Below are 12,109 nucleotides of genomic sequence, written 5' to 3'. Positions count from 1 at the left end.
AAAAACGAATAATTGGTATTTCTGCACTTTGCCAACTAGCTTTAAGAGAGTCACTTTGAAGAGACTGAAACGGTTTCGAATAAAAATCACTAGCAACGTCACGCCTCTTGCGGTCAACACTGACCCAAGAGGCATTTTTATTGGACAAAGTCACTGTAGTGCAACAGCGTGAGGCGAAAACTAGTTTACAACCTCAATATCGGTTTCAGGAATACAACAACACGCTAAAGCGAAACCAAGATGACGTTCATGCTCAGGCAGTGCTGGCACGTCAGGTTGATGCACTTTGCCCGACTGCACAGTCACCTTGCACGCGCCACAAAACCCTGCTCGGCAACTGTTGGCAATCGCAATGCCAGCGGCTTCGGCTTGATCTAATAAGGTCGTTTGGTTATTACCCTCAAATACATGGCCATTGACGCTCAGTTGTAACGTTTTCAGCTCAGCTGCGACGGTGTGCGCCACACCAAATGCTTCTTGGTGGTAAGATTCTTCCGCAAGCCCTTTTTTCAACAATAAGCTTTTTGCTTTCTGCATAAAACCATCAGGCCCACACACAAACACTTGGCGAGCAGTCACATGTTGGATTTGCTTAAGGTGAGATAAAGAGAGCCGGCCTTTCAGGCCAAACCAATCTACTGAAGCTTGAGTCAGAGAAATGAAGACTTTCAACCCCGGATGCCGCTGCTTAAGCGCTTCAAGTTCAACACGGCAAGGAATATCCTCAACGCTGCGGCATTGATGATAAAAGACCACATCTTGAATTTGTTGATTATCGGCAAGATAGCGCAACATCGATAACATAGGCGTCACGCCACTTCCAGCCGACAACAGTAACAACGGTTGTTGGTGCTGAGTCGACAGATGAAACGAGCCATCCGGTGATTGTGTGGTCAATGTACTTCCTACCTGCAAGTGATCAAGCAACCAGTTAGAAACTCTACCGCCATCAATACGTTTGACTGAAATCGCTAACCGACCCGGGCGCGATGGGCTAGATGACAAAGTGTAGCGGCGCGCCACGTTCTCGCCATCGATCACAACTTCGATTGGTAGGTGCTGCCCAGGTTGATAATTTGGCATTTCACCCTTTTTCGGCTCTAGCCAGAACGTGACAAAATCACGCGCAATCGCTTCACGCTCAACACAGGTCATCACATGGTGACTCATGCCCAAATCTCGATAAAACTCTTTCTCTTTGTACTCAAGCACCTCAACGCTGTCGCCAACTCGAATCATCCCCTCATTTTTTGCGACTAAATTTTGCCCAAAAAACACCCCACCTCTTTCGTTAGCGCGAAATTGTGACAAGGTTCTTAGCGGCTCTTTGGTTGGACGAAAAGCCCCTTTATTCACATCAACAGTAGTGAGAATACAGCGTTCGCAAGGTTTTACCGCTTCAAATTCTACCTCACCAATTCGGATCCGCTTCCAGCTGTCTTCAGCGAAAGGCTCATCGGTTCGTACCACTAGATTGGTACGAAATTGATCCATGCTGTGCACTTCAGGGCTGCGGCGATTAAGTTCATCAAGTGAAGCTTGGCTGATGACCAGCACTGGATAGCCATCAGCAAAACTAACATTGTGACCCACTTTTTCACGCATTCGGTTTGATTGCTCTCCGGTAAACAGCAACTCAACACGCTGGCCTAACACTTGGCTAAACCAATCATCCGCTTCATCGGTTGTGGTGTAAGCGGTAAAGTTGTCATCCCACACTTGCGCTGGGGAAGGTTGCATTTTGAAATCTGCATAACGCAGTTTTAATGGAGATTGGTTCGCCGCCGTGAAGATCAAACCATCCGCAACCAGTATTGAATTCACCTTAACCATATTTGGATACTTACGTGCAGTGACCATTGAACCATCAGCTAACGCGATCATAAAGCGCCGATCAAAAGCCAGCCCCTGTTTTTCAACCCAAGCGGTGGACTGCGAGAGGCCACCTATCGATTTGACTGGGTAAACGTTAATTTGTGAGAGTTGAGCTGACGACATGGCCTATCCTTATGCTTTTTTGAAGGTATTTTTATAACGCGATGATAATGGAAATCGCCAAAGCTGGCTAACCCTATGGAAAATAAAAGGATGAAATTCACCCCTGTTTCCTCTATCATCCTGTCGCTTAAACGTAAGCGATTGCGCGCACATTAAAAGCGAAGCCCGTTTAAGCTCCAATCAATTTATTTTCCGGTGGGAGCAACCAATGAAAACATTAACGATTACTCGTCCAGACGACTGGCATGTTCACTTACGTGATGGTGATGTGTTGGCCGATACAGTACGAGACATCAGTCGCTACAACGGCCGCGCACTGATCATGCCCAATACGGTCCCGCCGATCACCACCACAGAATTAGCATTAGCGTACCAAAAGCGCATCATGGCGCAAAAACCACGTGATTCTTTCAAGCCACTCATGGCGCTTTATCTCACCGATAACACGACACCTGATGAGATCCGCAAAGCCAAAGCTTCTGGCGCTGTCGTGGCAGCCAAACTTTATCCGGCTGGGGCGACCACCAATTCAGATTCTGGCGTAACCTGCGCTCAAAATATTTACCCAGTATTAGAAGCGATGCAAGACGTTGGCATGCTGCTGCTGATTCATGGCGAAGTAACCGCTCACGATGTGGATATTTTTGACCGAGAAAAAGCCTTCCTCGATACAGTGCTTGCTCCTATTGTTAATGATTTCCCAAATCTGAAAATAGTGTTAGAACACATCACCACCGCCGATGCTGCCGAGTTTGTACAAAATGCGAACCAGAATGTAGCGGCAACGATCACGGCGCATCATCTACTTTATAACCGCAATCACATGCTTGCTGGTGGTATTCGCCCTCATTTTTACTGTTTGCCAATCCTTAAGCGCAACACCCACCAGCTTGCGCTGATTCAGGCAGCGACATCGGGCAATAAGAAATTTTTCTTGGGTACTGATTCTGCGCCTCATGCCAAAGGCAAAAAAGAAGCCGCTTGCGGCTGCGCTGGATCGTACACAGCGCACGCAGCCTTAGAGTTATACGCAGAGGTGTTTGAGCAAGTTGGTAAAATTGGCAACCTTGAAGCGTTTGCCAGTCACAATGGCCCTGATTTTTACGGCCTACCCCGTAATAACGACACCGTTACTTTGGTCAAAGAAGAGTGGCCAGTTGCTGAAAGTATGCCATTTGGCTCAGATATTGTGGTGCCGATCCGCGCCGGTGAAACGGTCGCGTGGGCAGTAAAATAGCTCATTAATGCATCAAAAAGGGAAGCCGCGGCTTCCCTCTCTTTATCATTATCATTTTTGCACCACACAGCGCTTATCTCAGCTTAGGCTGACGCTCTAACAGCACCATCACTTCGCTATGATCGGTATGTGGAAACATATCAAACCATTGCAGTTTTTTGGGTAAGTAGCCCAACATACCTTGCATATCAGTGATTAGCGTTTGCGGGTTACAGCTTGAGTAAATGATGTGTTTGGGTGATAAAGCCACCAATCGCTCAACTAATTCAGCTCCTAAACCACGACGCGGAGGGTTGACTAGCACCAGCTCAGGCGCGATTGATTGAGCCTGTGAGAATTGGGCAGAATCCAGCGCAGCAAAGTCTAAATTGGTAATGCCCATCGTCTTGGCAGAGCGTTTAGCACTGGCAATCGCTTCTGGTTCAATTTCAATTCCTGTGACTGCCGTGGTTGAGCTGGCACAATGTAGGGCAAAACCGCCCACGCCACAAAACAGATCCCACATATGACTTGGGTTTATCTCTCTCACCCAATCACGCGCCGCCGCGTACAACTGCTTCGCTACATGCGGGTTGGTTTGGAAAAAACTTTTCGGGCGGATAACCATAGGTACCTGATTAAACTGCTCAATCAAATACTCACACTCGGTTAAAAAAATCTCTTCTTCACCTTCCAGGCGCGCCATGTGGATGGGTTGAAGGTTAACTGAGACGACGCGAATGGTTGGAAACTGCGCCTGAAGCCGCGCGAGGTTTTGCTCAACTCGGCCTAAAGCTTCGCGGCTTCTCAGTACGAAACGCAGCATAAACTCACCTGAATATTCGCTGCGTGTGAGCAATATGTATTTGAGTTCGCCTTTCTTCTTCGCTTTATTATAGGGAGGAATACCCGAGCTACGGATCCAATCTTGTAGATAAGTTAATAGCGCTTGTGTCTCTTGTGGGTAGAGAGCACATTGCACTAACGACACGGGCGTTGATTGCCCATCAACCATGGATTCAACACCCAAGATCGGTGCATGAGCCGCGCCAAGAGCCACCATTTTCGCTTTGTTACGAAAACCCGTCTCTTCACTTATGACAGGTTCTAGCCACTGCTGTGGCATCTGCGTTGAAAACAGCGCTTTTAGTGCCAAATCTTTGCGCTTCACCTGCTCTGAATAAGAAACCGCGCAATGAGTACAAGAACGGCACAGCTGTTGATCAAAAAACGCACACTGCATAATGGGAACTGCCAAAAACGAAAAGCGCTAGTCTATTCGTCTGCGGGTAAATCACCATTCAATATGATTATCATCACCATAAAAAAAATTAATGGGACGGTTTCAATTTACTCACCATCCCCCACACTGCAACCACAGCCAGCCCGGCGAGTAAGCCAACGAAACCATTAAACAAGGTTGGCATCACTACTGTTAATAAAGAGAGTTCAGCAACGGCTGCAATCACAGGTTCAAGCACGTGGTGAATAAAAGGGACGTTGTGCACCACAATGCCACCGCCTACTAAAAACATCGCGGCGGTACCCACTACAGTTAATGCTTTCATGAGCTTAGGCGCGAAACTGATCAACCCTTTACCAAAGCGAGCACGCAGCCCTGCGCCATCTGAAGTGCGCTCTAGGTAGAAACCTAAATCGTCCAATTTCACAATGCCTGCCACCAAACCATAAACGCCGATGGTCATGACCACTGCAATCAAACTCACCACCAAAATTTGTGTCACTATGCTATGGCCTTGCACTGTCCCCAACGCAATCACGATGATCTCGGCCGATAAAATAAAATCGGTCCGAATCGCCCCAGCGACTTTACGTTTTTCATAGTCATCAATCGATACGTCAGTGAGCATGCGCTCATCCGCGTCAGCGGTGCTGTGATGGCTGGTATGAAACACTTTTTCTAAGATTTTTTCTGCCCCTTCAAAGCAGAGAAAAAGTCCACCGACTAACAAGAGCGGCATTATCAACCAAGGGGCTAATGAGCTCATCAGCAAGGCAGCGGGAACCAAAATTAATTTGTTGCGAAATGAGCCTTTAGCCACTGCCCACACCACTGGGATCTCTCGTTCAGCGGCAACACCAGACACCTGCTGAGCATTGAGCGCCAAGTCATCCCCCAATACGCCTGCCGTTTTTTTCGCGGCCATTTTTGACATCAACGCCACATCATCGAGCACGGTTGCAATATCATCAAGAAGGGTAAGTAAGCTCGCGCCTGCCATGCAAATTCTCTCTTATTCATTTTCATTATTCAAAGCGTGACAAAATGTAACACCAAGCGCTGATGAAGGGAAACACAGCGATAAGAATCCCACCAACAGTGCTGACGCTTCAAGTAGCAAAGCAGTAAAGCAGTAAAGAACACTAGCTCAGTGACTGAGTATATTCGGCTGGCAATTGAGCCAGAGCGCTCTGTAACGCGGCGAAGCAGTCAGGATCAATGGCAGTATGTAGATTCTCTTGCATGATCAAAAGTGCTTTATCAATTGGCATCGCGGAGCGATAAGGACGTTCCGCGCTGAGAGCATCAAAAATATCGGCCGTCGTGATGATTCGAGTCATCACGCTGATCTCATCACCGTTTACACCACGCGGATAGCCAGTACCATCGAGTTTCTCATGATGCGCCCCTGCCATACGTGCCAACGTCTTAAAGGGCGATAATTTCCGCAAGATTTGTTCAGTAAACGCGGCATGCGCCTGAACGGCTTTCCACTCCATATCGTCTAACTTACCGGGTTTATCTAAAATGGCATTACTGACCCCTAACTTACCAATGTCGTGCAGTAATGCCGCGCGTCTCAACCAAGATCGATCAGTTTCCGAAATGGCTAATTGTCGTGCGATTAAATCAGTATACACAGCCACTCGTTCACTGTGCCCTGCGGTATAGGGGCTTTTTGCATCAACAATCTTGCCAAATGCCGTGACGATACAGTCTAAATACGCTTCATCCAAAGGCTGATGCGCTTGTGCCGGTGGTAAATGCATCACTCGTTGGCTGATATCAGGGGCTTTGAGGCTAGCCACAAAGTGCGGGTTATCCACCAACTGCTCAATAATCTCAACCAATTGTGGGTCAAACCATACACCACTACGCTCTGTAACCTCGCGTATTGCTTCGTCCAAATCATGTTCCATTTGAAAAACGTCAAACACTTGAGCTAATAACGCAATCCGCGAGAAAAGGGGGATGGCTTCACCTTTTAGCTGTTGAGGACGCCCTTGACCATTCCAATGTTCATCCAGTGAGTGGATCCCCTGCGCGACGACTTCGCTAAATCGCAACTCTCGCGCCACATCAGCCCCACGAGTACAACGAGTTTGAATAAGCTCTTGTGCATAATCATTACCATTTTTCAAAATGTCGATGGTAGTTAAAATACGTTCTGCCCAGCTCTGCTCTGAACCGGTATTTTTGACGATAAAGTTAATCACACTCGATAGACTGGTTCCGACGGTTTTATAACGCCGTTTGAAAGCGAGATCATCAGTGGCATACAACTCGCAAATTCGCGCGGCGTTGCTACTGCAGCCCGCATCTTTCAATAGCAAGGTAAAAAACAGATCATGCAGCTCAGCCTGATCGAGCTCTAATTGCATGCCAATATGCATACCAACCCAGCAACAACGAATGCAGTGCTCCGGTGGTTGGCCTTCCGTCATGTCTAAGGCGGTCGTTAGCGAAATCATTAGTTCAGAAAGGGGGAAACTATTCTCCAATCGTGTTCTCACTCAATTGCATTGGTCTGGTTGCAGTTTAGATGTGACCGTTCGGTTTAGCCAATGATTTACCTCAGTTATCAGGCCAGAGTTGGACTATTTCCTTGCTCTAACAAACCTGCATTGCCCCAAAAACAGGTTGAGGTAATGAACCCTGTTAACGGGCTGTGGTAAATCCAGCTTGGTATTTTTGATTGCTCTTGACACTCACACCTCTTACTCTGTGGGCAACTAGTCAGAAAGGAACCCTCATGTACTCTGTTTATACTTATCCTATCGGTACGCCAGGCACACCTTGGCAAGCAGCAGAACGCGAAGCGTGGCTCGCGCAAACGACGATTAAACGAGAATATCAGCAAGAAGTCGTGCCGAAGATTAACGCTTTGGCAACGGATTTTGAGGTAGAGCAATACGGTGCACTATCAATAGACAAAGATCGCTACCCATTATTTGCCTTAAAAAGTCGCTCATGGAACCCTGACAAACCAACGGTGTTGATCACAGGTGGCGTACACGGTTACGAAACCAGCGGAGTGCACGGCGCGTTGCAGTTTTTAGCGACTCAAGCACAGCAGTATCAATCTCATTTCAACATTGCCGTTGCCCCGTGCGTAAGCCCTTGGGGCTATGAAACGATCAATCGTTGGAACCCATCAGCGCTTGACCCTAATCGCTCATTTTACGCCAATAGCCCAGCCGAAGAGTCGGCAAGCTTAATGCGCTGGGTCGCAAGCTTAGGTGACGTGTTGGTGCATATTGATTTACATGAAACTACAGACAGTGATGAAAGCGAGTTTCGCCCTGCACTAGCAGCGCGCGATGGCATTGGATATGAAGCCGATACAATTCCCGATGGGTTTTATACTGTCGGCGATACGGAAAATCCGCAGCCAGAATTCCAAGCAGCCATTATTGAATCGGTACGCAAAGTCACGCACATTGCACCAGCCGACAGTAAAGGCGAGATCATCGGCTCTCCCATCACTCAAGAAGGGGTGATCAACTACCCCATGAAAGCGTTAGGGTTATGCGGTGGCATCACAAATTGCTACTTCGGCACCACCACCGAAGTGTACCCAGATAGCCCAAAAGTCACAGCGCAAGAGTGTAATGACGCACAAGTGGCTGCCATTGTTGGCGCTTTGGACTACGTGTGCCGCTAAAACGATAAAACACCAAACACCCTATGTCATGGATTCATGAGTAATAGACGTTGTAAAAAATTACCAAATTAAGTCTAAGGCACTTCTTTATAGTTTGATCAGGATGAAGTGCCTACATACGCTTAAGCAATATTATAACAAGCGATTTTTATACTGTTCCGGCGTTTGGCCGGAGTATTTTTTAAACATGGTAATAAAAGGACTGGCTTGGTTGTAGCCAAGAGTTAATGCTACCTCTTTCACTGAATGCCCTGTGCGCAGTAAATCCATGGAATAGAGATAGCGTACTCTTAATCGCCATTCGGTAAAACTCATCCCTAGTTCCGTTTGGCAATGCCGCGCTAATGTTCGCTCTGTGGTATGTACTTTTTCAGCCCACAAAGCCAATGTCGTATCATCGGTCGGGTTTTCTTCTACCGCCGCTAAAATCGGGGCTAAATATTTGTGATTAGTGGAAGGCAAAAAATGATGCTGCGTTTCTTGCGTTGCCAATTGATCGAGCAATACTTGAACTAAACGTTTATCTTGCGCGTTTTGAGCCACACTGATTTCACGCGATCGAAAATCCTCAATGATGGCAGAAACGATGGGCGTCACTTTTATCAAACTGGTGTGCTTGGGAAAACCATGGGTGAGAGCCCGATCAATATTGAGCGAACAATATTCAATTGGCTTACGATTATAGCTGCAGTGTTTCACCCCCGCAGGAACCCAAATCGCTAGGTGAGGCGGTGCGAGAAATCGCGTTTCTTGCGCTTCCATTTCCAAAATCCCGCCGGAAATTAGCTGCACTTGTCCCCATGGATGGCTATGAGTTCGCGTTTCTGTGTTTGACAAAAACGCATCGAAATTCATAAAGACATCCGATGGCGCACTGTCAATCGATAGTGAAGGGTGAAGATTTCTGGGCGCTTTTTTCAAACTTGTCTTCCTATCGCTCGCAATGTCGTTTTGGAGATATATATAATTATAGAGACCTGCCACACTATACTTCACAGCACAATTTGCGACGAGGCTCACATGGTATATCTTCTTCCACTATTCACGGTTCTAATTTGGGGTGGTAACTCTATCATCAACAAGCTCGCCGCAGAAACCATTGAACCAAGTGCGATGAGTTTTTATCGCTGGTTTGTCGCGATGCTGTTGCTAACCCCCTTTTGCTTACCCACCGTGATCCGCCAGTGGGTAATCATCAAGCCCCATTTAACTAAACTGGCTTTTTTAGCCATGTTAGGCATGGTACTGAATCAGTCTCTTGGCTATTACGCAGGGCTAACGACTACTGCATCAAATATGTCGTTGATCACTTCGCTGGTACCACTGCTCAGTGTGTTCATCAGCGTTCCTCTGCTCCATAAGCGCATTTCAGCTTTGAGTGTTGTCGGAGGAGTCCTCTCTCTCGCAGGGCTTGCTTTTATGCTAGGTCAAGGCGATATGAGCTTCTTCTTGCATCAAGATATTACACATGGCGATGCATTAATGGTGGTGGCTGCAACCGTTTACGCACTTTATTGTGTGTTACTTAAACGGTGGAAAATGCCGCTAAGCAATTGGACGCTTATTTATATGCAAGGGTTGTTTGCTGTCTTAATGCTGACACCATTATGGTTGACCAGTGAACATCTCCTACCCACGGAAGGCTCACTGCCCCTAATCGCTTACGCTTCCGTCGCTGCATCCTTGTTGGCTCCGTGGATGTGGGTAAAAGCGATCGATTTAATTGGTGCAGACTCTAGTGCGATGTTTATGAATTTGTTACCTGTAGTGGCGGTTTCGCTTGCCACAACCCTGTTAGGTGAAACAGTGCAAAACTACCATCTTTTAGGTGGAACGATGGTAATTTCCGGGGTTATTTTATCCCAAATAAAACTGACAAAAAGCCGTACAACAGCTATCGAGGGCGTAATACAACCATAAAATTGAGCATATAGCATCGATTCGAGCTATGTTTATGGAAGAAGAATAAAAATAAACAAAAATGAAATGTATTGAGGGATCCTTTACGTCAGATCAGTTAGGCAACCTAGCAAATTTGGTGGCCAGATAATGATTCTTGATAACATAGAAGATGTGTATAGCAATAATTTGTTTGCCTTGCATGAGCTTGTTTTAAACGAGCTCGGTTCATACGTGTTCGTAAAAAACCGTCAAGGTGAGTATCTGTATGCAAATCAGCTAACACTAAAACTGTTCGGCACAACTTTGGAAGAACTCAAAGGCAAAACTGATCACGATTTTTTTCAAGATGACCTACTCGCCGATATTTTACACAGCGATAAAATGGTATTTGATACCAAGCAGCCCTTCACCAGTGAAGAACGTGCGCAAGCAAAATTTGATGCCAAAGTACGCGTCTACCGCGCAATAAAGAAACCGATTCTAAGTACACAAACCGGTGAAGTGATTGGCCTTATCGGTGTGTCTACTGAGATTACCGATATTGTCGAATTACGAGAACAGCTTCACACTCTGGCCAATACCGATGACTTAACGCAGCTCTACAATCGCCGCAAGCTGTGGCGGGAAGCATGCAATGAATTTACGTTGGCTCAGCGTGATCATTATCCGATAAGTTGTATTGCCATTGATATCGACAACTTCAAGTTAGTAAACGACACCTATGGCCACCAGCGAGGAGATGATGTGATTTGGCAGTTAGCAGAGATGGCGAGAAAGCACACACGCCATGGCGACGCCTGCGGCAGAATTGGTGGTGAAGAGTTTCTGATTGTTCTGCATAAGGCCAATGCGCATGAGGCCTTTCAAATGGCAGATCGTTTACGTAAAGAATTTTATGCATACGCATTTTTTGACAACGGCGCACACTTTAGTATCAGTTGCGGTATCTCTGAAATTGTGAGCAACGATGCCGATTTTTTCGAAATTTATCGCCGCTCAGACAAAGCACTTTATAAAGCCAAGCTCGCTGGACGGAATCAATGTGCCACATTCCAAGAAACATAACTATGTTCCATAAAGAGCCTATAATGTTCGTTTAATGTGAATTATCACTTAAAACGAGCAAATTCTCGCGTATCCCATTCACTAATGATTGAATTTGGTCGATTAAACCGTACACTCACAAAGTCGTAGTGCCTTACGCACAGTAAGCATTCAAGGTATTGACCTATTTAAGCTTCAATGAATAAGGATATTTAAGGTGAAAGCAGTTAAACGCCATCAAGAAATTATCGAATTAGTTCAAACACACGGATTTGTGAGTACCGATGATTTAGTCGAGCGATTCAATGTCAGCCCACAAACCATCCGCCGAGATCTCAACGAACTTGCAGATGCCAATAAGTTACGACGCAATCACGGCGGCGCTACCATCGCGTCTAGTTCTGAAAACTCCTCTTACCACACTCGCCAAGTAACTTATCAGCAAGAAAAAGAGAAAGTGGCTGCCGAGCTAGTCAAACACATTCCCGATGGCGCAACGCTCTTTATCGACATAGGTACGACACCTGAAGCTATCGCTCGGGCATTAATGCTCAATCACGAAAATCTGCGCATTGTCACCAACAACATTAACGTGGCGACGATTTTAATGGCCAAACCGGATTTCAATGTCATCTTAGCGGGCGGTGAAGTGCGTAATAAAGACGGTGGCGTGACGGGTGAAGCCACTTTGGATTTCATTTCACAATTTCGTCTCGATTTCGGTATTTTAGGGATTAGCGGCATTGACTATGATGGCTCACTTTTAGATTTCGATTATCACGAAGTGAGAGTCAAACGGGCGATCATCGAAAATAGTCGCTGTGTTTATCTCGGTGTCGACCACAGTAAATTCGGACGTAATGCCATGGTTAAGCTAGGCACAATTGCCGACGTAGATTTGATCATTACCAATGCTCAACCACCAGAAGAAATTGATGCATTCGCTCGTGAAAATGAAGTAACCATTCAGGTGGTATAGATAGATTGAGGCCAAAACCGACATTTGAACTAGATTTTCCCGCCAAATAGATAAACTATTTCA

The 12,109-nt window shown here is 46.4% G+C and carries 10 protein-coding genes; 5 read left to right on the top strand and 5 right to left on the bottom strand.

Translation table 11 applies throughout. The features are described from left to right. Window positions 1–180: 180 nt before the first annotated feature. Entirely contained in the window at window positions 181–1,998 is a 1,818-nt protein-coding gene (locus tag NB504_RS02655; RefSeq protein ID WP_258428202.1) for a hybrid-cluster NAD(P)-dependent oxidoreductase, read from the bottom strand. 208 nt (window positions 1,999–2,206) lie between these two features. Between NB504_RS02655 and pyrC the strand changes: the two genes are divergently transcribed. Next, window positions 2,207–3,235, top strand: a complete 1,029-nt coding sequence (gene pyrC, locus NB504_RS02650) for a dihydroorotase (RefSeq protein WP_170889382.1) — start codon at window positions 2,207–2,209, stop codon at window positions 3,233–3,235. Window positions 3,236–3,308: 73 nt separating this feature from the next. Here pyrC and rlmC read toward each other — a convergent pair whose 3' ends face one another. The 3 genes from rlmC to NB504_RS02635 form a co-directional block, all read right to left on the bottom strand. Further along, window positions 3,309–4,457 carry a 23S rRNA (uracil(747)-C(5))-methyltransferase RlmC gene (rlmC, locus tag NB504_RS02645; protein ID WP_170889381.1) on the bottom strand — a complete coding sequence of 383 codons (1,149 nt, stop codon included), beginning with the start codon at window positions 4,455–4,457 and terminating at the stop codon, window positions 3,309–3,311. Between the two features lie 88 nt (window positions 4,458–4,545). Beyond that, window positions 4,546–5,457 (bottom strand): DUF808 domain-containing protein, encoded by a 912-nt coding sequence (locus tag NB504_RS02640; RefSeq protein WP_258428201.1) that lies wholly within the window; start codon window positions 5,455–5,457, stop codon window positions 4,546–4,548. A 142-nt stretch (window positions 5,458–5,599) separates the two neighbouring features. Further along, window positions 5,600–6,928 (bottom strand): HD-GYP domain-containing protein, encoded by a 1,329-nt coding sequence (locus NB504_RS02635; protein WP_094149319.1) that lies wholly within the window; start codon window positions 6,926–6,928, stop codon window positions 5,600–5,602. Between the two features lie 281 nt (window positions 6,929–7,209). Between NB504_RS02635 and NB504_RS02630 the strand changes: the two genes are divergently transcribed. Further along, the gene (locus NB504_RS02630; protein ID WP_176429466.1) at window positions 7,210–8,121 is read left to right on the top strand and encodes a M14 family metallocarboxypeptidase; all 912 of its coding nucleotides are present in this window, start codon (window positions 7,210–7,212) and stop codon (window positions 8,119–8,121) included. A gap of 132 nt (window positions 8,122–8,253) precedes the next feature. On the opposite strand, the gene NB504_RS02625 is transcribed toward NB504_RS02630, so the two are convergent. Further along, window positions 8,254–9,042, bottom strand: coding sequence for a helix-turn-helix domain-containing protein (locus NB504_RS02625; RefSeq protein WP_026028665.1), 789 nt, complete (start codon window positions 9,040–9,042; stop codon window positions 8,254–8,256). 99 nt (window positions 9,043–9,141) lie between these two features. Between NB504_RS02625 and NB504_RS02620 the strand changes: the two genes are divergently transcribed. From NB504_RS02620 to NB504_RS02610, 3 genes are all read left to right on the top strand, one after another. Then, a complete protein-coding gene (locus NB504_RS02620) occupies window positions 9,142–10,041 on the top strand; it encodes a DMT family transporter (RefSeq protein WP_088729754.1) in 900 nt (299 codons plus the stop codon). A gap of 129 nt (window positions 10,042–10,170) precedes the next feature. Beyond that, the gene (locus NB504_RS02615) at window positions 10,171–11,088 is read left to right on the top strand and encodes a GGDEF domain-containing protein (RefSeq protein ID WP_088729755.1); all 918 of its coding nucleotides are present in this window, start codon (window positions 10,171–10,173) and stop codon (window positions 11,086–11,088) included. Window positions 11,089–11,284: 196 nt separating this feature from the next. Further along, window positions 11,285–12,046: a DeoR/GlpR family transcriptional regulator gene (locus tag NB504_RS02610; protein WP_013868063.1), complete on the top strand. Its 762-nt coding sequence runs from the start codon at window positions 11,285–11,287 to the stop codon at window positions 12,044–12,046. Window positions 12,047–12,109: the final 63 nt, after the last annotated feature.

This window comes from Vibrio sp. RM-69-4 (assembly GCF_024743775.1).
Lineage (GTDB): Bacteria > Pseudomonadota > Gammaproteobacteria > Enterobacterales > Vibrionaceae > Vibrio > Vibrio anguillarum.
Note: the sequence above shows the minus strand (reverse complement) of the source record. Positions and strands in the feature narration are given on the sequence as shown.